Here is a 20,653-nt window from a genome sequence, read left to right as displayed (position 1 = left end):
TTTTCAAAAGCGCGATCGCAAACCTTTAACAGTCTTGTGTTCTGCTGCGTAAGCTGATATATCTTTGGGAAGAAGTTAGAAGATTGTGAAGTAATAGAAAATTAATACCGCCGTAATTGCTGAATTTTGAGGAAAAATCATGAGTAATAAACTTCGTAACATACTCATCGGCGCAGGTATAGCAGCCGTCGGTGCCATCGGAACAAAAGCCGCTGTTGACTATCTACGCAATCGGGGTCAAGAAGAAAAAGTCGATGAAAGTCAAGGAGACCAACAAGCAACCTCTAACCAAGAGGTTGCCTATGCTGTAGTAGAACCCAGTTCCGTACAGGACTTTCTCGACAAAAGCTTTGGTAAACCCGGTCGTTACGTTGCCAATCGTCCGCCCAAAGTCTTTGAATATCAGGGAGAAGATTACATGGTTATCTGGGCACGCGACAACGAACAAAACAAGAACCAGATGTTAGCGTTCATCTACAATGAATCGGGACGCGATATGATTGCTAGCGTTGGCTACACCGATCAAAAGACGGATTATAATATCAACCTGGCTAACACGCCGTTTGCCGTCGAAGTCAATGGCAAACAGATTAAATCGGGTCAGGGAGAAACCGAAGGAACGAATGATGTTAACTTGGTTTTAGCTAGTTAATCAATTGGTCATTTGTCCTTTGTCATTGGTCATTCGTTATTGGCAAAAATGCAAAGGATAAATGACTATTGACTATTTCGCGATCGACAAAATAGACTTTTGGGATGTCCTCTTAAGCGGACTTTTGCGATAAGCGTGGGAATTAATTCCCAAGCGGGAGTTGACTTATATTCTTAATCAGAAAGAACATCATCAATCAGAAACAGCGATCGCATCTTTAGAAGAAGATAATCATCAAGGCGATCCTCCTAAGCACTAGAATTCTAGTTTGTTTCATCACTCGCCAAGAAATTAATTTCTTGGCTAATAGTGCAAGTCCATTTAAATGGACTAAAATTTTGTAATCGTTTAAATCCTCTTAAGAGGACTTTTGCTATTAGCTAGGGATTTAAATCCCTAGCAGCAGGTTTATTTCTCTTTCTTCGAGAATTTAATATTTGCCCAGGTAAGCTGCTTTACCTTATTAATATCTCCCTCACCCGCAGCAGATTTCAAATTCCGTTTTAAATGTGCATTTTCTATCGCTTCTTTTTTTGAACGAGAACTGCTTTCAAAACATTTTTCTAGAGTTTCATAAATTCCGACCCGGCGAGATTTGGTGTAATATTGGCGTTCGGTGTCGAGGAGTCTTGCCATTAATTCTAAGTGCATGGCATCGTCGCTACAAATTTCTTCTAATACATCCCATTCATCGCTACCTAATAAGCTAGTACTTGCTCCAGGTCTTCGATCGTGAAAAGGTTCGCCTGTCACTTCTTCATAAATGCGAGGTAAGCTGTCATCAAATTCGTGTTTTTCTTCTAACCAGATGCGTCGAATTTCACTCAATTCTTCTGGAGTAATTAAGGTAATGTCTTGAAATTCTTCAGGTGCATTTTGACGGACTTTAACTTGTGCTTCGAGGACTCGTCTTAACCAATGTTCCCGCCAGTATTTTGTATAAGGACCGGGAATGGGTTCGATAGATATTTCACCTTCTACATTCCGTTCAAATAGTTCTACCTTACCGTAGATTCTACGGAAGTCTCTTTTATCGCGATCGTTTTCTATATCTAGTTCAAGACGAAGATCTACTAGCGGTTGTAACCATTCTTTCTCCTCGTCATTTTGGATCATTGCTGATAAAGATTTATCACTATCAACCAGTGTACAAACCCAGCAACCAAATCGAGAACTGCCGCAACTCGGAGTTGAAGTATCTACAACTAAAGGACATTCATTATCTGCTGTTGCTCCTCTATATATGGCAAGTAAATCTTTGTTGCTATTGCCCCAAGGATTCTCCCATTGCATTAAGTACAACCAAACTTCATCAGTACGCCAGTCTTCAATAGGACTGTAAACCAGGGAATTGGGAAGACTGGCATTAGGACTTAAGCGATCGCGTACTCGCTTTGCTTCTAATTTTTCCATTACGGCAGCACGTCTGGAACTTTCAGCTTTTCGAGTGCCTAATATAAGAATCGTCTCGCCACAGGTACGTATAACATCACGGATAAATCGGTTAGACGAATTAATTTTTAGTCTCCCAGTACACCATCGAAATTTTAAGCGTGGTGCCGGATAACCTTTTCCAATTAGACCTACCCAGTATCTATCTTTAACCTCTGGATAAAGTAAATGAGCTTCTAGTGGTATTTGTTGTTTTTTTGCTGCTGTTTTAAGTTGCCGTATTGATTTACGTACCCAGGCAACAACAATCGGATTCTCTACTAAAGTATCCGTGGTTATAACGTGAATAGATTTATGTCGCTTTTCTATTGGTAAAGCGGCGATCGCATTCCAGACAAGTTGTAAGACTGCTGTGCTATCCTTTCCCCACGACACTCCTATAATCCAGGGAATAGCATCTTGACAATACAACTCCTGGATTTCTTGAGTCAGCTTCTTGATATCTTCTACCAACTCAGTTACAGTCCGAGACGGAAATAGAGATGGTTGGGTTGCCGTCATGTCCAAAAACTCCTAAAATTTAGTCTTACGCTTTATATCGGATATGCAGGAGAAAGACACAACAATTTCTTTAAATTGAAAGCAACACCATAACAACGCAGTTGTCCTCATTTACTTTTCAAAATACCATTACCAACAAGCTCATTTTATCTGCTGCGTTCTATAGCAAGTCTATTTGATTTGTAAAAAGTAGTGCGATCCGACCTTTTCGGCACTTCGCTTTGCGCAAACGTCTCGCTCGCGACTCCTGTTGGTCGTCGCACGATAAAATGATTTTACGATTTATTTAGAAACCCTATATCACGCGCTCTACGATGAGGTACATTTACCCCACCGCCAACCAATGCTTAATAATTCGTTTTGAACTTAGGTAATTACTGTTGCTCGTTCCAAGCAAGGAATATAAAAATCCTGAAGGATATTGTTGCGATCGCAACAATATCCTTCTTGAAGCTCTCAGTTTGGTCAAACTCCTATTGGCAGAATCATATCTTTATTAAACGCGATCGCGCCTTCCTCTCCCTCAACTCCACCCCCCTTGCAAATCCAAACTGAAACCAGGAAGCACATCCTCTCCCGATAAACTTATTGGATTCTCCAACACTTCTACAGGTCGATCTTGACGAGAAACTTTCACCTTTCTATTCTTCGTATCGATTAACCATCCCAAACGCAATCCATTATCTAGATACTCCTGCATTTTTTGACGCAAAGGTTCCATATTATCTGTTTTAGATCGCAACTCTATAGCAAAGTCGGGACACAGAGGAGGAAAAGTATCTTGTTGTTCGGGAGTCAGTGTATCCCACTTCTGTTGACTAATCCAAGCAGCATCAGGAGAAAGGTCAGCACCATTTGGCAGATGAAAAGCTGTCGAACAATTAAAAGCAACGCCTAATTTTGTTTGTCGATTCCAAAACCAAAGTTGTCCTTCAATTTCTATATTCCGTCTGCCTGTATTCCCTCTCATCGGTGGCATAATAATGAGTTCTCCAGTCGCCGACTTTTCGAGATGTCTGTCTCGATTTTCTCTGGCGAGTTGTTCAAATTGTTCTTGAGTAATTTTTAGAGTTTTTGGTATGTAGAGAGTACGTATGTTCATGAGTGATTAATAATCCTCCGAACATCATCCTGTATTTGAATCCCTACTTTGCCTTCCCAGCGCTGCTTTAATAATTTAAGTCCCGCTTCTGCATACTGGGTCAAAATTTCCATTATTTCTCGACTATCTGTAGGTTCAGATCGACTGTTGCGCTTGCAAATCGCATGAATTCCCGCCTCTAAAGAAAGACGAACCTCATCATCTACAATGCCTGTATTAATTAGATCTTGGCGACCTTGAGACGGTATTGAAGCAACATCGACATTATTTTTAATCGCGTAAGCAGCAGCAAACAAATACGCATCCACCATGCGACCAAACGCACCATTATTTTTGAGTACCTTGAGATATCCATTCGCTTCAGGCGTTGGACGAATAGTTGTTGCGGGGTCTATCCGCTTCATTCTCGTACCTCTACAATTGACATATCCTCCATCGCATTGCGGGAAATCGTGAGAATTTCTGCCACGTGAGGACGCAACTCATGTAGCAGATAGTCGGGTAAATCTCTGTCCGTAGCCAACACTATCACCTGAGAGGGAATGTTGGGAAGCGCATTAATAATGTTTTTTTGATGCTGTATATTCAGATGACCAAAGGGGGTATCCATAATCAATGGCGCAGCGGTTTCTGAGGCTAAATTTAACCCAGTAATAAAAGCAAAAGCTAAAGCTTCTTTTTCGCCTGCACTTAAACTTTCTGGGTTGAGGAGTTCTCCTGTAACCGTCTTGACTCTTAAAGTATAATTAGGCGCGATCGCGACTCCTCGATACTCATCTGGTTTATTTGTCACTTGACGGTGAAGATCGGAGGTTTGAGTTTCAATCGTTTGCTTGCGGTCATCGATATACCATTCAATCAGTTCGTTCTCGGCATCGCGCAGTCCTTCAGCTAATCTAACCTGTTTGACTAAGGTAGCAGTTTCTCGATCGCGATCCGCTAGCGTTTCTATTTCTCGACGCAGGCGATCCGCTTCTTGTTTTTTCTGTTCGATTTCTCTGCTGAGGCGATTAATTCTCTCCCCAATTGCCTCGACATTTTTTTCTTGTGCGCCAACTCTGCGCCAAGTTTCCTCGACTTCGGATCGTTTTAGTCCATTGGTATCCTGTTTAAGATTGGCAATGCTTTGTTTGGGTTCGTCTAAATCGTCCCGAATGCGATCGCGTTTCAACAATAACCCATCCAGATCGAGAGGTCGATCCTGTAACAATCCCGATAATCGATTCCGTAACTCATCGTGTTCGATAATTTCTTGGGTCAAATTTCCTATGTTTTTTAACTCTTCCAGCTGCTGGCGAATGTAATCGCGAGACTGGTCGTCCATACACCGACCGCACAAACAGCGATCGCTATTGAGAAGGTCGCGTAGTTGCTTGAGTGAAAACGATAATCCTGTCTTTTTAATACTTTTTCGTTGCAGGTCATCATAAACTTCCTGAACGAATTCTCGCATTAGCGGAATGGAAACTTTTCTGAAGGCACTTTCAACTTCTTTTTCAGCATTTTCAAGATTTGTTTCTAAATAACGTTTCTCTTGTTCTTTTTTATCGATCTCTTGTAATTTGTCATGTAAATCTTCTATCTGCCGTGCCCTTTCTTGACAGTCTTCATAAATTTTAATAGCTTCTGTAAGGCTTTTTTTTGGCAATTTGAAGTTGACCTGTTGTTAGTTCGATCTCTTCTTGAAGCTTCTCCAGTCGTTCGGTTTTTTGCTTCAAATCTTGATTCGCTACCGATGCTTTATTTAAGTCTTTTTCTATCTGGTGTAAAGCTTTGTCGGCATCGTCTCGCAGGTTTTTCAGTTCGGGAATTCCTAAGATCTGCTCGATCGCATTGCGAGTTTCCTCTGTTTGCGTTAGTTGTGCGTAGCGTTGTATTTCTACCCCATCGAAGAAGAAAAATTCTTTACACGACTTGGGTAATAAACTATCTATATATTCCCATGGATTTTTCTCTGCGTTCCATCTTCATAAAAGGTCGGTTCGCTTACCACAACATTAGGAGTCATTCCTCGCAAACTCCAGGTTGCCTCTCGACTGATAAAATAATTTTCCCATTTTCTTCAAAGTTTAGTTGGACTAATAATTCTAATGGCTTTCGTTTTTTGAGAGCGATTCGATTGAAATAATCGGGTAATTTTTTAGTCAAAACACCTTCGTTTCCATACAAGTACCAGATAATCGCTTCCAGAAGCGAGGTTCTTCCATAGCCATTTTGTCCAAAAATAATCCAAATGTTTTTATCTGTATTTAGATTAAATCGAATAATTTGTTCGCGGTAGCATTTCCAGTTTTTAAGGCGAATTTGTTTGAGGCGCAGTCCCATATTATATCAATTACATAGGTTTGTTTTTTCTCACGCAAAGGCGCAAAAGAGGACGCTAAGGAGGTTTATTCTGCGTACCGCGCGATCGCTTTGAGAAGTTTAGGGACGCATTGGCGATTGGCGTACATGATTCTTTCTTTTTCTAGGGCGATCGCTTCTTTTAATAATTCTTCTGGAATTTTATGTTTCTTAGCCAATTGTTTTAGTTTTTGTTCAATTTCCATCATAATTTCAATAGTATTCTCAACAACTATGCGATCGCGCTTCACTCAACTCAATCGCTTATGACTTACGGCAAAAGTTCTAGATGGTTAAAATTTGTTTGATTTGATAACATTCTGCTAAAGCAACTAGGCTAGTATCAACTAGACCCAAAGGAAAGTCTCTATAACGTTTCATTATCCGATCGGTTCTAGTTAAATCTTTTAAGTCTACAGAAAGATAAGCCAAGTATCCTTCAGCAAGGACAGTAACTGGAATCACAATCTTTCTTGTTCTGACGATTTCAACTGCTGTTGTATGGTGTCGGTCATCCTGGTTGACTGACAAATCTTTGTCCCCTCATCCCTAAATCTCTTCTCTCACAAGGGGCGAAGGGACTTCAGACAAAAGTCTTAGGTTAAAAGCCCCTCTCCCGCTCTGGGAGAGGGATTGGGGTGAGGGCGATTTGAGTTTTGTTGCTCAACCAGGTCGGTCATCTCGGTCTAAAAAAGCGATAATTCCACTGGTATCGGCTATGATTCTTCCTTCCACAGCAGTTCCTCACTTCTCTCGGCTAAATTTGACATACCGCTTGCACCCATCCCCACAGATTTTGGTAACGAGAAAGTCTGTTTAGCCAAGTAGTTTTCAATAGCTTTTTGAATGAGTTCTTCTGGAGAACGCCCGGTTTTCTTAGCAAGTTGTTGAAGGTTAGCTTCTGTTTCTTCTGGTAAATAAACGGTAGTTGGTTTCATGTTAAATCTGAATAAGTAATCTTGTAGTGTTTCAGTTCTTCGATTAAATTGATAATGACTGAAGTGCGATTGCGGGAGGAACGGGCAAAGTGTTTGATTCGTTGAATCTCCGATTCCATCAATTTTACCGATTCGTCTCCTAAAGGAGGAACGACGAGAACGTCAATTAAGGTGGCTACTGATTTTTTAGGCGTAACCCTGAGAATTCTTCCCCGACGCTGGATAAATTGGCGTTCTGTCGCATCGCTGGCTAGAATTATCGCCTGATGGACGGATGGAATATCTACCCCTTCATCCAAACATTTCACCGCTACTAAAGCATCCAGATAGCCACTGGCAAAATTTGCTAAGATTTTCTTGCGATCGCTGTCTTGGGAAGAATAACGCGCAACGTTAAATCCGCGTTGGGCTAAGCTGTAACTAATCTGAGTTGCCCCGTCGATGTCCGCACAATAAATCATCGCTTGCTGCGGCGGATGGTCGGTCAGGATGCGATCTAGGATATTTATTTTGGCAGTCGCAGACTTGATAATTTTTGCTCGTTGTATCGTTAAATGATGAGTGCGCTCGCGATCGTCTTGATTGAGTAAAGCAGCAATTTTTGCAGTTAACTGCTAAAACTTTTCGTGTTCTTCTTCACTTAAAGCCGCGACATAGACATAGTAATCGTATTCGCAGAGAATTCCTGCTGCGATCGCATCTTCTAAAATAAACTCATAAACAATTCCGCCAAAATAGCCCAAGACAATTCCCGTTCCCTCTTCGTCGTAGGAACGAATGGGAGTCGCCGACAGTCCCGGACGATAGCAAAAGTCCCCTCGTAAAATTCGCCGATAAACTTCTGCCCCCGTTGCGTAAACTTCATCCGCTATTAGTAAAGATCGTTCCGGCAATCCTCCCGCATCGCTAATTAAATTTGCAACTGTCGATTTAGACAGTTCGCTATAAGTACCGACAACGATAACGGGAAGTCGTTCGCGAGGTAATTCTTGATGGTAAATCAAACGCAACTTCCGAAACAGGATTTCTCGCTAATGTTGCGCCTTGCCCGTTGCAATAATCGGCAATCGAAAGCTAGTTTTTGTTTCTATTTCCTCCCTCCACTGATTTGCCAATTCCTTGGTCGGTACGCCAATGATAATCAAATCTAGATTATCCAAACGAGTCGCGCAAGCCAACGCCGTCAAAGTTTTCCCCGTCCCCGTCGCCATCGCCAAAATGCCGCGATAATTTCCCCTCTCAAACGCGTCTACTGCATCAACTTGAAGGGGACGCAACTCAACTTTAAGGGCATTTTTCTGTATCCTGTAATTCTCACCAGTCTCTTTGAACCGCCAACCTTTTCCAATCCCCGCGTCTATTTCTTCATACTTCGGCGGACTACTAGGACGATATCTTAAAAGCGATCGCTTTGCAGCTTCGGGAAAGTTCATTACCTCTACTTTCGAGGTTTTATTTGACCACAACCTCTGAAAATCTTCGACTTTCCGTTGAACTCGCGTCTGTTCGCCTTCCTTCCAAGAACGAAACACTTCAATATATTCAAAATTGCTGGCAAACCCCGATAAACTCTCATTGGCAGAACCGATAAAAGCAACGCAATTCCCGATAGAATCGCTAAAAATCCCAAATTTTTCGTGGTAAAGTCCCTGTTCGTCGATCTTCTGGGGAACTGCGAGTTTGATTTCAAAGATTCCTTGACTCAACAACCAAGCCAAACAAGCTAATCTATCTTCAACAACCTTTTCAAACTCTCGATCGAACTCCCGTAAAATCGCTTTGGTTATGACTTCTTCTCGTTGTTTCAGTCCCATCTCAATCGCTGCTATATCTTCTGGACTTAAATAGGGAGAAGCTACTAACCGCATCTTTCCCCTAGATCTAATTAAAGCGGTAAGTACTTTTGAAATAGCAATGAGAGAAGAACTGGAAAAAAAGCCAACTGCCCGACTATAAACAGTTGTGCGTTCTAAACAAGGAATATAAAAATCTTGAATGAGATTATCGCGATCGCTACGATAATCTTCTTGAATATCTAACTTATCTAGGCTCAATTTATTTTTCAAATATTAAAGACAATTAAAGAGCTAATATTCCACTTCTTTACGAGCAAATGAATGTCCAAGAATATTGGGTAGTAGCTGTTAATCGAGATGAAATAACAGCTTTTGCTATTGCCGATCGAGGTAGCAAGTCCATCCAAACTTCACAGGAGTTACCAGGTTTAACTATGGAGCTTATTCAAGACACCCTTAAACGCAGTTTATCAGAAGATCGAGGCGCAGTAACTCGTTGGATTTTAAGCCAAACAAACCTATAATAGATTCTGGAAAATCCCAATCCAGAATCCGAGATCGGGCCATGCTAAATCGATCGATCTATCTGGGAATGCTAAGAATGTAAACTCAAATACGCGAGGCTTGAACGTGACTTCTATTCAAATTGCACTGCTAATTGGATTAACTATATTCATTATCTGGTTAATTTGGAACAATTCAAAACCGATTGATGGAATCGATCGCAATTTACTAGCGGCAGCTAGCGGCAACAAAGAACTAGCCAGACGCGTGTTGATTCAAGCAAGAGCTAAATATCCGGGAAAATCGGAGAAATGGTATGTTGAAAAAGCGATCAAAAATTTAAATTGCGATCGCGCAGTCGTTAAAAGCGATCGTTCTAAATTTAGCGTCATATCTTATATTGATAATCTAACTGTAGCGCGGCGGAGCAACCATTTTTCCAACTCCACAGCCCAGAAAACCACGCTACTCAAAACTAAGCTGAGGGCTAAGTCTATTGCGGGCATAGCTACTGTCGCAAAGAGCTTCTCAAAAAAGGGAATGTAGACGACTGCCAGTTGCAGCCCCAGCGTCAGAATAACTGCTCCCAAAAGCGGCTTGTTGGACAGCAATCCAATGCAGAAAAGCGAGTCTCGTTCCGATCGAACTGCTAAGGCATTGCCCATCTGCGAAAGAGTTAGGACGGTAAACAGCATGGTCTGCCAGTCGGCGCGTTTGGCACGCCAATACCAATAGCCCGTGCCGAGGGATACCAGCCCCATCAACAACCCGATCCAGATAATATCCCTTCCCATCCCTCGACCGAAAATATTTTCTTTGGGAGAGTAAGGCGGACGATTCATGGTCTCTCGCTCTGCCGGTTCCAAGCCCAAAGCTAAGGCTGGTAAACCGTCAGTAGCCAAGTTAATCCAGAGAATCTGGAGGGGCATCAGTGGCAAGGGCATTCCTAAAAAGGGAGCTAGTAGCATTACCCAGAGTTCGCCAACATTGCTACTTAAGAGATACTTGATAAACTTGCGAATGTTATCGTAAATTACTCGTCCCTCTTTCACGGCGGCCACGATGGTAGCAAAATTGTCGTCTAGCAAAACCAGATCCGCTGCCTCCCTGGCAATGTCAGTGCCGCTAATGCCCATCGCTACACCAATATCAGCCGCCTTCAGAGCGGGTGCATCGTTTACGCCATCGCCAGTCATGGCGACGATGTGCCCCTGTTTTTGCATTGCTCGAACGATGCGAAACTTCTGTTGTGGAGAAACTCTCGCATAAATGGAAATCTGTTCTACCAAGTCTTCCAATTCGCGCTCGGACAGGCAGTTAAGCTCTTTATCGGTTAGGAGACGGCGATCGCTCGCTATGTCTAACTCCTGGGCGAGATGCCAAGCATTTCGGGGGCGATCGCCTGTAACCAGCACCGGACGGATGCCAGCCTTTTTGCAGGTTTCGATAGCAACTCTGGCTTCTGGTCGCATCGGGTCATTCATCCCCACCAAGCCAATGAATATCAAGTCTCGCTCCAAGTCCTCCCAGCCATCGACTGGGTAAGACGGCAAAAGTCGAAAGGCAATGCCCAAAACGCGCAATCCCTTGTGGGTGAGTTGGTGCTTGGCCGTGTCAATCCGTTCGCGCCAGTTGCCATCGAGTCGCATCGCTCCCCCCTCTACCCAAACCCAATCGCAGACTTCTAATAAGCTGCCGATCTTGCCTTTGGTAAAGGCAACATAGTTTGCTGCTTCGATCGCTCGACTCCAATACCAGACCATCTCCAAAGCGATGGGGACTTGAGAAAGGGCGGCGGGGAATTGGTGAACGGTAGTCATTCGCTGCCGTCTAGAGTCGAAAGGCACCATGGTCACGCGCTTAAGGCTCTGTTCCAGTTCGGCTTTCCAAAGTCCCTGACGAGCGGCAGCCATCACCAAAGCTCCCTCGGTCGGATCTCCCACCGCATGAAAGCAGCGTGGCTCTTCCGGGTCGGGTTCTAGCTGGGCATCGCTACACAACGTCCCGCCAGCCAGCAGAAAGGATAGCGCTGGCGGCTGGCTCAGCAGAAAAGGCCGTTCTTCGGCATCCAGCATCGGGGAATAAGAGCGCAGACGGGCAGTCAAGTCTAAGCGATGCCCTGCCACGTCAAGTACGGTCACGGTCATGCGGTTCTGAGTTAGGGTGCCCGTCTTGCCAGAGCAAATGGTCGTGACCGAGCCAAGCGCTTCTACAGCGGGTAGGTGGTGGACGAGAGCGTGCCGTTTGAGCATCTTCTGTGCTCCTAGCACCAGCGCAATGGTTACTACGGCTGGCAAACCTTCGGGCAAAGCTGCTACTACCAGGGTTACGGCAGTTAGGAACATTAACTGCGCGTTCTCTCCCCGCAGTAGTCCTAGAGAGAGGATCGCTCCTACAAGAACCAGGGATGCGATCGCCAATTCCCGAACCAACTGAGACAGGCGCTTTTGTAGCGGAGTTGGTTCTGGCTCTATGGTCTCGATCGCGCTGGCAATGCGACCCAACTCAGTCGCCATACCAGTTTCAGTGACGACTGCCTCTCCTCGCCCATAGGTGACGGCAGTCCCCATATAGAGCGCGTTGCGCCGCTTGCCCAGTGCCAAGTCTTTTCCTGGGAGGGCTTCTGGGTCTTTGTCTACTGGTTCGGGTATGCCAGTGAGGGCAGATTCAGATACTCGCAAGCTCAAGCTGTCGATTAAACGACAGTCGGCTGGCACTAGCTCTCCAGCTTCTAGCAGCACGATATCTCCCGGCACCAAATAACGAGCTGAAATTTCCTGCATGCAACCGTTGCGGCGAACTTTAACCGCAGGTACTGCTAGCTGTTTGAGAGAAGCGATCGCTTTTTGCGCCTGATATTCTTGGCTAAACCCCAAGAAAGTAATAAGTACGACAATAGCAATAATGCCCAAGCCATCTTTGTAGTCGCCCAAAAAAACCGAGATAACCGCAGCAACGAGTAAGATAATCGTCAGCGCCTCAGTTAATTGTTCCCACAATATTTGCCATGGGTTCTTTAGTCCTTGCTCGATGAGTTCGTTGAAACCGCACTCCTTGAAACGACGATTGGCTTCTGTTGCGCTCAGTCCATAGGATGCATCGCTGTCCAGTTTTTGCAGAACTTCTGAAATCTCTAATTGGTACCAGTTGCTCATGTCATACCTCCTCTACTCGATTGGAGCAGCACTGTAGCAACTCCAGAACTTCCTCGCTTTCTTCGCCATTAATGTCCAGGTGCATCTCTAGCACGATCCGGTCTTGAGCGAGGGTTCCGGTTTTATCGGTACACAGGATATCCATTGCGTCAAAGCTCTGAATGGAGTCGATGTTTTTGAAGATGACTTTTTTCTCGGACATGGCGATCGCGCCTCGCGCTAAATTAGCCGTTACAATCATGGGGAGCATATCCGGCGTTAACCCCACGGCAACTGAGAGGGCAAAAAAGAATGCCTCAGTCCAATTGCCTTTGAGAAAACCATTGATCGTCGGAAAAACCGCAGGAGCAATTACCAGCATGAAGCGCAGCAGCAGCAAGCTAACATCATTCACCCCCCGATCGAAACTTGTCATCGCTTTTTGACCGACAACGGTTTTGGCTATCGCACCCAGGTATGTATTGCTCCCCGTTTCTACTAACACTGCGGTAACCGTACCGCTAACAATAGTGGTGCCTAGAAAACAAATATTCGCAAGTTCCAATGGGTTTGCGATCTGGGTTTGACTATCAGGTAAGGTCGGCTGTTTCTCGACTGGCAGAGACTCCCCCGTCAGCGCTCCCTGGCTGATAAACAAATCTTTGGCTGAAATAAGCCTTACATCCGCTGGGATCATATCTCCAGCGGACAGATAAATGATATCCCCAGGAACTAAGAACTTGATAGGAATTTCTTTTCTTTTTGGAGGACGTGAATGGAGCGCGACTTGGTATTTTTGCAGGACTTCTGAGGAAATATCCGGACTCAACTCTCTCCGACTTACAGTTGCAGTTGTTCTGACCATTTCCCGCAGTTTTTCCGCCGCAAGGCTGGAGCGAAACTCCTGAGAGAAACGCAGAATTACGCTGAAAATCACCATCATTAAGATGATGGCTGATGCTTCGAGATCGCCTTTCACCCAAGAAATAATTGCCAGCGATATCAAGAGAATGACTAAGGGATTGTGAAACGTTTTTAGGAACTGGATGTACCACTTGGGGGGCTTTTCGCGGGCAATCTCATTTAAACTGCATTCCTCTAAACGATCGCGGGATTCTTCCTCAGTCAAACCGTCTGGAGAGGTATCGAGCGATCGCAAGACAGTGGGAACATCCTGACGAGCAATATCGAGAAGTTTTGCTGATAGTGCTGTAGAGAATGCTGGCGTTGCTTGAGAAACTCTTCTTGAGCGAGGCAGCCGTTCTAGAAATCGATGCAAAACCGCACGGTTAAGCCAATTAAATCTCATAGGAAAAGCCTTTCCCCAATTTCTCCAATTTTAATTGGCAACTGCTATGACCTCTTTATGCTTAAACAATATTTAGGTTAAATCCTCATGTAAATTTAGCCTCAATCGTTTCTATTGCAGAAAAATTTGAGACAATATCCACAGAAGCGATCGCGTCAAGAAGAACCTCGGATAACAACAAATCGCGCTCGAATTTTTCCCTGCTGACCGAGATTGCTCGAAACAGCCCGAAAGCGATCTGAGGAAAAACCACTAACTACTAACTAATAACTAGTAACTAATTAACGAATAGTTGATAACTGATTAGATGTGGAAAAGCTTACAACCGATCGATAAGATTGCACTTACCCTAATTTTAATTCTCACCCTAGTCATCGGCGGAGTGGTTTTGGGAGGGCAAGCTTGCGGAACGAATTGTGTTTTCGGAATGAAACCGCGAGTGCGCGAGTTTAGTTGGCACAATAAAACAGTCGGGGCAGAGGATCGAGCATTTATCCTGGATTTCGATCGCCCGATGGATCGAGAAAGTGTCGAAAAAAATCTCGTCATCAATCCTCCGCTACCGGGTAAGATAAGCTGGGCAGGACGAAGACTTGCCTATACCCTAGACGCACCCGTTCCCTACGGAGAAGCCTATCAAGTTAAGCTCAAGAATGCCAGAGAGCATTTTCGAGGCAAAGAGGAAGCGGGACAAGAAATAAAGCCTTTCGTCGGTCAATTTCGCAGTCGCGATCGCGCTTTTGCTTACATCGGAACTTTGGGGCACGAACGGGGCAGATTAATTCTCTACAACTTAACTCAAAACAAAAAAGCGATCCTTACCCCTCGCGATTTAGTGGTAGCGGATTTTAAATTCTATCCGGAAGGCGATCGCATTTTATTTTCAGCTGCCCAACGCCATCGAGGCAACGACACCTTAAGGAACCTGCAACTTTATCGCGTATCTACTCAGATACGGGAGAATGCCTCCGAACGCTCTCAACCAGTAGAGTTAATCCTAGACAACAAAGACTATCAAAATAATCAATTCGATTTATCCTCCGATGGAAAAACCATCGTTGTTGGGCGAGTCAATCGCAAAAATCCAGCGGATTTTGACTTGTGGGTACTCAAAAAAGCGGGAAATCCAGAACGCCTCAATGCCCCAGGCGGAGAATTTCTGATTGCGCCTGACGGACAAACGCTAGCGGTGGCACAAGGACAGGGAATTGGCATTATTCCCTTGCAATCGGACGCTCAAGCGATCGAGTTTTTGCCCAAATTTGGTAAAGTTCTCAGCTTTTCGCGGAATGGTTCGGCGGCGGCGATGGTGAATTTTAATATGGATAATGCTAAATTGCGCTACACGCGATCGCTTTTTTATGTTAACAACCAAGGCGTACAAAAAGAACTCCTCAATATCAAAGGTTCGATTCTCGATTGTCAGTTCGATCCCACAGATACCCATCTCTTCTGCTTGTTAACTCAGTTAATCGAAGGAGAAGAATATCGGGAAGAACCCTACCTTGCCAAAATCGACATCAAGACCTCTCAAGTCATACCCCTAGTAGCTTTACCCGATTATCGGGATATGAAAATTAGTCTTGCCCCTGATGGACTCGGCATTCTTTTCGATCGCATCGTTACCGCCAATAGTACCCATTCAGCCGACCCATTAATAACCAGTTCAGGAGAAACGATGCGCGAGAGTCGTCTTTGGTTGCTGATTCCTCCCCCTGCGGATGCACCTGGCGGTGCCGAACCCAAATTAGAGGAGTTGCCGATGCGGGGCTTTCGTCCTCAGTGGTTGCCGTAGAGATGTTCCTATTGCTCAGCGTTTCGAGCGAAATTGCGATCGCTGTCCTACCCTGTTAAACTCACTCTCTTTCTCCTAGGCAACTTTGACTCGCCTAACTCGATTTGACGGGAATGTTCGGACAGACAAATCCAGTCCAGATCTTTTAAACGATGGATGAGATTAGAAATGGTAACGCCTAACTCTTCGGCAATTTCGTATAGATGCGACCATTTGGTTAAATCTCGCCCTTGTCTAACTTCTTCTAACTTGTATTGCGGCATCAACAGGCAACTGGCAAAATGTTGCGCCTGCCACTCTATGCCGTTCAGATGAGTATCACTGCGGCACAATAACGGTTCTACTCTTATGTCTTTTCCTTGCTCGTGCAACTCTAAGCACCGTTTTATCGCTTCTGGATTGACGTGCAACACCCAATGTCCGATTTCATGGGCAATGGTGGATTCCCCAAACCCTCCTCGCAATTTAGGAATATCTTCATTAATTTCGATCGGGCGTTCTAGGGGGAGAATCCTTGCTGCTATCGTACCATCGCGATCGCTCGGTATGCTGTCCCAAACTACATCTAATCCCAGAAATTCAGCCACTCGACTCGCATCTAAAGCCCATTTGGGAGAATAGTTAGGCGTTTGCTGCATTCTGCGCAAAATCTCGGTTGCCTCAGCTTCAATCTCTTGTTTGGGAATGAAACGATACGGTCTGAAGATGTTTGTCATAGTAACTCCTATTGGTCTGCTTCTTGCGCTGCTTGAAACACCTTTTGGGCAAATTCAGGGTTTTCTCGCATTCTCCGAAACAGAGTAGGCATGTTTTTATAGTGTTGTTTGAGAACTTCTTCATCGTTTTGGGGGATGCGTCCGGACAAGAAGATTAATTCTTCAGCATCTAAATCTAAATGAGTTGCTAGCGCTCTGATTACCTCTTCTTTTGGCGGATAATCGGCTCGGTTGTTCTCTAGTTTGGATAAATAGGTGAAATCTAGCCCCAATTTTTCGGCTAGTTCCCGTTGGCTATATCCCTTGTCTTTTCGTGCTTGACGAATAAGATGACCAAAGCTTTGATTCACGTTTTTTTCCTTAATCTATTTTTTATTTTAATCTTGCTTGACGAAAAAATCAACAAGAGATATAATAGTTTTGTTGACGAAAAAATCAAGCAAGCTCTGCAATTCATTTTCAGTCAATCGTAGCAATCAAAAAGATTGCCCGCAAAATAAATTTTTTGACAATTTTTGGAGAATTATCCTTATGAGTAACCTTGCTCCCAAAGAGAGCAAAGAGCAAATTATGGCAGCTTTTGCCAAACTGTTATCCGAACAGAAAAAAGTTGAATCGAAAGTCGCGACCAAAGAAGAAGAAGCCGAAAAAGAAAAGAGCAAACAACTACTAGAAAAAGCTACTGACTATACAGTTGACAACATAGTCAATACAATGGCTTCTCTGCAATTAGATTTTGGTCGTACTATTAATAATCTTTCCGATCGCTTAGTCGAGGAATCTTCTAAATTAGATGAACTCAAGCGAGCTATAGCAGTCAAAAAAGAACAGTTAGAGCAAGTTCATAAAGTGCGTTTAGTGGCTGATGCATTGTATCTTTTAAGACAAGAGCATCAAGAACAGCTAAAAATCCTAGAAAATAAGACCAATAGCCAGCGAGAATCCCTAGAGAAAGAAATAACTCAAACTCGCAAAGCTTGGGAAAAAGAACAGCAAGAATTCGAGGCAAGAGTCTCAGAAGCAGCCGAATTAATTGCGAAACAAAGAGAACAAGAATTGTCCGATTATCAATATCAAATTGAACGCGATCGCAAGATCGAAATGAATGAGTACGAAGAATCCAAGCGACAACAAGAAAGAGAACTGCAAGAAGCTAATCAAGACAAAGAAAAAGTTTGGCAAGAGCGAGAAAAATTCTTGGCAGATAATGAAGAAGAATTTAAAGTCAATCAAAAAAAAATAGAAGGCTTTGAAGAAACGATTAAACAGGAAATCAATCAAGCCAGAGTAGAAGCCATTAAAGAGGCAGAAAGAGATGCCAAAGTCAAAGCCGATCTCTTTGAAAAAGAGTGGGAATTAACTAAACAAGGATATGAATTCAAGATTCAATCTCTTGATGCCGCCATTCAAAAACAAATCGAACAGATAGCTGAACTCACTGCCGAATTACAAAAAGTCACGACTCAAGCACAGAACTTGGCAATAAGAGCATTTCAAGGCAATGGAACCTCTGCTAATTAATTTAATTAACATTCATTAGGAGATTTATTGATGGTTGCTAAAGTAACGTCCAAGAGTACAAAAGCTGAATTAATAGAAGCTTTTGAAGAATTAAAAAAAGAAAAAACAACCCTAGAATCGCAACTCAAAAAAATCGAACGAGAAAGAAAAACTGAATCTCAAGAATCTTCAATAGCATATAAAGATAAAGAAGAAAAACAAAAAGTTATGAGTTCGATAACCCAAAATAACATTAACCAAATTATTCAAAATCTAGAAAAACTACAAGTAGGATTTGGTAGCGCAGTTAGTCATTTATCAGAACAACTTATCGCCGAAGCTTCATTCCTTGAAGAACTGCAAACTGAGGTAGCCGAAGAACTACAAAAATTAGAAGAATTACACGAGATAGAATCAGTCGAAGAAGACACTTTAGATACTTTAGTTGCATCCTATGAAGAAAGTGCAAAAGCATTTGAAGAAGAAATTAGCCAGCAGCGAGAGACGCTAGAGCAACAAATTATAGCCTTAAAAAAAGCTTGGCAAAAAGAGCAAGAAACTTATGCTCGTCAGCTCAAAGAACGCAATGAATTTTATCAAAAAGCACGCCAGCGAGATGAAGAAGAATATTGGTATAACTTGGAGTTGGAAAGAGATTTAAGCGAAGAAGAATATCAGCAGCAAAAGAAAAATCTCTACAAAGAATTAGACGAAGCTCGTCAAGCACAAGAAAAGCAGTGGAAACAAAGAGAAGAAAGCATTATCGAGAAAGAAAAACAATATGCCGAGGCAAAACAAAAAGTAGAAGCTTTCGAGCAAGAACTCAAGAAAAAGATCGAACAAGCTCAAGGAGAAGGAAAAGGTATTGGCAACTATCAAGCCAAAGTGAGAGCCGATTTGCGAGCTAAAGAAATTGAAGGAGAAAAACGCAATTACGAACTGCGAATTGGAGCGTTAGAACAAACTATTCAAAATCAGCAGGCTAGAATTCAAAACTTGTCTCAACAACTCAATGCCGCACTCAAACAAGTACAAGATTTGGCAGTTAAAGCGATTGAAGGTGCTTCCAATCGCAATTCATTCGAGGCTATTAAAGAAATTGCTCTCGAACAAGCTAAAAATCAGCCAAAAAACAAGTAGTTTAACCTGAGTTTTGAATAACTTAACTCTTAGGGAATTCATATTATCCATGAAATCTATCGAGGAGCTTTGTCAAACAAAACATTTGGCATCGAATCTGTTTCCAAAAATAGTAATTTCTTGCTCTTCGTTGGGAATACTTAGAGGAAACACTATACGGAGAAATTAAATGGTTGAGAATACTGTTGCGGAAACTCTACCTTCCGGATCTTCTCGTCAAATCCCAGAAGGAATGCCTGCTGATAGTCCACTTAGAGTCATTTGCTATCTCGAATCTTCCCTCAAAATATTAGACGAGCAGCAACAAGAAATTGCTTCTAAATATCCCGATGGGCCGCAGCGCATTCGAGGATTGGCAGGAACGGGGAAAACGATTCTTTTAGTCAAACGCGCAGCCAAAATCCATTACGAACATCCCGACTGGAAACTTGCTTTTGTCTTTTTTACGCGATCGCTTTACAACCAAATCAAAGAACGCATTAGTACATATTATGGCGAACTCAGCGAGGGAAGAGAACCCAATTGGGATAATTTAAAAGTCTTACATGCCTGGGGAGGCAAAGAACGAGATGGTTTTTATCGGCGGTTAGCCATTGAGTGTGGAATGCAGCCCAAAACCGTCAAAGATGTTGAAAATGAAATTGGCAAAGTTTCTCCTGGAGGAGCTTTTAAATATGTTTGTAATATTCTCGAAATAGAAATTACAAATTTTCCTATTCTCTACGACGTTATCTTAATCGATGAAGCTCAAGATTTACCAGCGTCATTTTATCGACTCGCTCGCAATACTTTGAGCGAACCCAAACGACTCTATTGGGCGTATGATGAAGCTCAAGGAATAGACTCTTTAATCGTTCCAGATGCCACTAAAATTTTCGGTCGCAATCCCGACGGGACTCCCGTAGTCGATCTGGGATTGGCAAGTAACGGTTCCTTCTTTTATGAAGGAACGAATATCCGCAAGTCAGAAAATTTAAATCGGTGCTATCGAACGCCTAAATCGTTACTAATGGCTGCCCATGCCGTCAATATGGGACTTTTGCGTCAAGGAGGCGTATTGCAGGGAGTTAGCAATCAGCAAGAGTGGAAAAAATTAGGCTATAACGTACTCGAAGGTGACTTTAGCGATGCCAGCGTCAAAGCCAGAAAACAAGTCAAAATCGAACGTCAAGTTGAGAAAAGCCCTCATCCGATCGATCGCGAGAATTTTGAAGTTCGAGAAGGAATAAAAGATCTGCTCGCGCTCCAAACTTTTCATGACGAGTCAGAAGAACAGGAATGGATTGCCCAGCAGGTTGCCAAGGACTTGCAAGCGGGACTCGCTCCGTCAGACCTAATGATAACAGCGATCGCCGCAGAAAAAGAGCAGGATTATTTCTGTCGCCTGCAAGAGGCTCTAAAATATTACGGCGTCAAAAGTTGCATTGTCGGCACGGATAGCGACCCCAGCGAGTTCGGCAAACCGGATTGCGTCACGATTGCTAACATTTATCGCGCTAAAGGGAATGAAGCTTGGAAAGTGTATGCCTGTCGCTTCCACTGCGCTACTCAGCCTTCGGCATGGAAGAAAGAAAACGAACTGCAAAAGCGCAACGAAGCCTTTGTTGCTATGACTCGCGCCCGCGTTTGGTGCGTAGTGACAGGACTAGAAAATCCGATTTTTGACGAGCTACGGACGGCAAAAGAACAATTCCCCTTTCTAATTTTTCCAGCTTTCAACAAAAATTCGCTCAAACGAGTCATTGACGAACAAAAGAGCGAATAAATTAGA

19 protein-coding genes and 1 pseudogene are annotated in these 20,653 nt (G+C 43.4%); 6 read left to right on the top strand and 14 right to left on the bottom strand.

Features of this window, described 5'->3' with window-relative positions; genetic code table 11:
• The first annotated feature begins 139 nt into the window (after positions 1-139).
• A complete protein-coding gene (locus tag PLE7327_RS18295) occupies positions 140-652 on the top strand; it encodes a hypothetical protein (protein WP_015145262.1) in 513 nt (170 codons plus the stop codon).
• 408 nt (positions 653-1,060) lie between these two features.
• Here the strand turns inward: PLE7327_RS18295 and dndC are convergent, their stop codons facing one another.
• From dndC to PLE7327_RS18245, 10 genes are all read right to left on the bottom strand, one after another.
• Positions 1,061-2,605 carry a DNA phosphorothioation system sulfurtransferase DndC gene (gene dndC, locus PLE7327_RS18290; RefSeq protein ID WP_015145261.1) on the bottom strand — a complete coding sequence of 515 codons (1,545 nt, stop codon included), beginning with the start codon at positions 2,603-2,605 and terminating at the stop codon, positions 1,061-1,063.
• Between the two features lie 523 nt (positions 2,606-3,128).
• Positions 3,129-3,707 carry a Uma2 family endonuclease gene (locus tag PLE7327_RS18285; protein WP_015145260.1) on the bottom strand — a complete coding sequence of 193 codons (579 nt, stop codon included), beginning with the start codon at positions 3,705-3,707 and terminating at the stop codon, positions 3,129-3,131.
• Positions 3,704-4,111 (bottom strand): hypothetical protein, encoded by a 408-nt coding sequence (locus PLE7327_RS18280; protein ID WP_015145259.1) that lies wholly within the window; start codon positions 4,109-4,111, stop codon positions 3,704-3,706. Before PLE7327_RS18280 ends, PLE7327_RS18285 begins: the two co-directional genes overlap by 4 nt.
• Positions 4,108-5,355, bottom strand: a complete 1,248-nt coding sequence (locus PLE7327_RS25460; RefSeq protein ID WP_015145258.1) for a hypothetical protein — start codon at positions 5,353-5,355, stop codon at positions 4,108-4,110. Before PLE7327_RS25460 ends, PLE7327_RS18280 begins: the two co-directional genes overlap by 4 nt.
• 356 nt (positions 5,356-5,711) lie before the next feature.
• Complete coding sequence (locus PLE7327_RS25455) at positions 5,712-6,032, bottom strand: AAA family ATPase (RefSeq protein WP_217523198.1); 321 nt, start codon at positions 6,030-6,032, stop codon at positions 5,712-5,714.
• Positions 6,033-6,097: 65 nt separating this feature from the next.
• Positions 6,098-6,259, bottom strand: coding sequence for a hypothetical protein (locus tag PLE7327_RS24960; RefSeq protein WP_186005403.1), 162 nt, complete (start codon positions 6,257-6,259; stop codon positions 6,098-6,100).
• A gap of 507 nt (positions 6,260-6,766) precedes the next feature.
• Positions 6,767-6,988 (bottom strand): ribbon-helix-helix protein, CopG family, encoded by a 222-nt coding sequence (locus PLE7327_RS18260; protein ID WP_015145256.1) that lies wholly within the window; start codon positions 6,986-6,988, stop codon positions 6,767-6,769.
• The gene (locus tag PLE7327_RS18255; protein WP_256377740.1) at positions 6,985-7,491 is read right to left on the bottom strand and encodes a helicase-related protein; all 507 of its coding nucleotides are present in this window, start codon (positions 7,489-7,491) and stop codon (positions 6,985-6,987) included. Before PLE7327_RS18255 ends, PLE7327_RS18260 begins: the two co-directional genes overlap by 4 nt.
• A 111-nt stretch (positions 7,492-7,602) precedes the next feature.
• Complete coding sequence (locus PLE7327_RS18250) at positions 7,603-7,992, bottom strand: DEAD/DEAH box helicase (RefSeq protein ID WP_144266139.1); 390 nt, start codon at positions 7,990-7,992, stop codon at positions 7,603-7,605.
• A gap of 27 nt (positions 7,993-8,019) precedes the next feature.
• Positions 8,020-9,042, bottom strand: a complete 1,023-nt coding sequence (locus tag PLE7327_RS18245; protein ID WP_186005336.1) for a DEAD/DEAH box helicase family protein — start codon at positions 9,040-9,042, stop codon at positions 8,020-8,022.
• 59 nt (positions 9,043-9,101) lie between these two features.
• Between PLE7327_RS18245 and PLE7327_RS18240 the strand changes: the two genes are divergently transcribed.
• Positions 9,102-9,308, top strand: a complete 207-nt coding sequence (locus PLE7327_RS18240) for a hypothetical protein (RefSeq protein WP_041392339.1) — start codon at positions 9,102-9,104, stop codon at positions 9,306-9,308.
• Between the two features lie 375 nt (positions 9,309-9,683).
• Here PLE7327_RS18240 and PLE7327_RS18235 read toward each other — a convergent pair whose 3' ends face one another.
• Both PLE7327_RS18235 and PLE7327_RS18230 read right to left on the bottom strand, forming a co-directional pair.
• The gene (locus PLE7327_RS18235) at positions 9,684-12,443 is read right to left on the bottom strand and encodes a cation-translocating P-type ATPase (protein WP_015145254.1); all 2,760 of its coding nucleotides are present in this window, start codon (positions 12,441-12,443) and stop codon (positions 9,684-9,686) included.
• 40 nt (positions 12,444-12,483) lie between these two features.
• Positions 12,484-13,731 (bottom strand): annotated as a pseudogene (locus PLE7327_RS18230) (cation-transporting P-type ATPase); the annotation flags it as partial.
• Between the two features lie 307 nt (positions 13,732-14,038).
• Here PLE7327_RS18230 and PLE7327_RS18225 point away from each other — a divergent pair.
• Positions 14,039-15,526: an Ig-like domain-containing protein gene (locus PLE7327_RS18225; protein ID WP_015145252.1), complete on the top strand. Its 1,488-nt coding sequence runs from the start codon at positions 14,039-14,041 to the stop codon at positions 15,524-15,526.
• 47 nt (positions 15,527-15,573) lie between these two features.
• Here PLE7327_RS18225 and PLE7327_RS18220 read toward each other — a convergent pair whose 3' ends face one another.
• Both PLE7327_RS18220 and PLE7327_RS18215 read right to left on the bottom strand, forming a co-directional pair.
• Positions 15,574-16,242 (bottom strand): ImmA/IrrE family metallo-endopeptidase, encoded by a 669-nt coding sequence (locus PLE7327_RS18220; protein WP_015145251.1) that lies wholly within the window; start codon positions 16,240-16,242, stop codon positions 15,574-15,576.
• An 8-nt stretch (positions 16,243-16,250) separates the two neighbouring features.
• The gene (locus tag PLE7327_RS18215) at positions 16,251-16,592 is read right to left on the bottom strand and encodes a helix-turn-helix domain-containing protein (RefSeq protein WP_015145250.1); all 342 of its coding nucleotides are present in this window, start codon (positions 16,590-16,592) and stop codon (positions 16,251-16,253) included.
• A 181-nt stretch (positions 16,593-16,773) separates the two neighbouring features.
• On the opposite strand from PLE7327_RS18215, the gene PLE7327_RS18210 reads away from it, so the two are divergent.
• The 3 genes from PLE7327_RS18210 to PLE7327_RS18200 all read left to right on the top strand — a co-directional run bounded on the left by PLE7327_RS18210 (position 16,774) and on the right by PLE7327_RS18200 (position 20,647).
• On the top strand, positions 16,774-17,763 hold the full coding sequence (locus PLE7327_RS18210; RefSeq protein ID WP_015145249.1) for a hypothetical protein: 990 nt from the start codon (positions 16,774-16,776) through the stop codon (positions 17,761-17,763).
• Between the two features lie 30 nt (positions 17,764-17,793).
• Positions 17,794-18,882: a hypothetical protein gene (locus PLE7327_RS18205; RefSeq protein WP_015145248.1), complete on the top strand. Its 1,089-nt coding sequence runs from the start codon at positions 17,794-17,796 to the stop codon at positions 18,880-18,882.
• A gap of 169 nt (positions 18,883-19,051) precedes the next feature.
• Positions 19,052-20,647 carry a DEAD/DEAH box helicase gene (locus PLE7327_RS18200; protein WP_015145247.1) on the top strand — a complete coding sequence of 532 codons (1,596 nt, stop codon included), beginning with the start codon at positions 19,052-19,054 and terminating at the stop codon, positions 20,645-20,647.
• Positions 20,648-20,653 lie beyond the last annotated feature (6 nt).

This window comes from Pleurocapsa sp. PCC 7327, assembly GCF_000317025.1.
Classification (GTDB): Bacteria; Cyanobacteriota; Cyanobacteriia; order Cyanobacteriales; family Microcystaceae; genus Hydrococcus.
The sequence above is the reverse complement of the archived record's forward strand: the minus strand, read 5'-3'. Positions and strand labels throughout refer to the sequence as shown.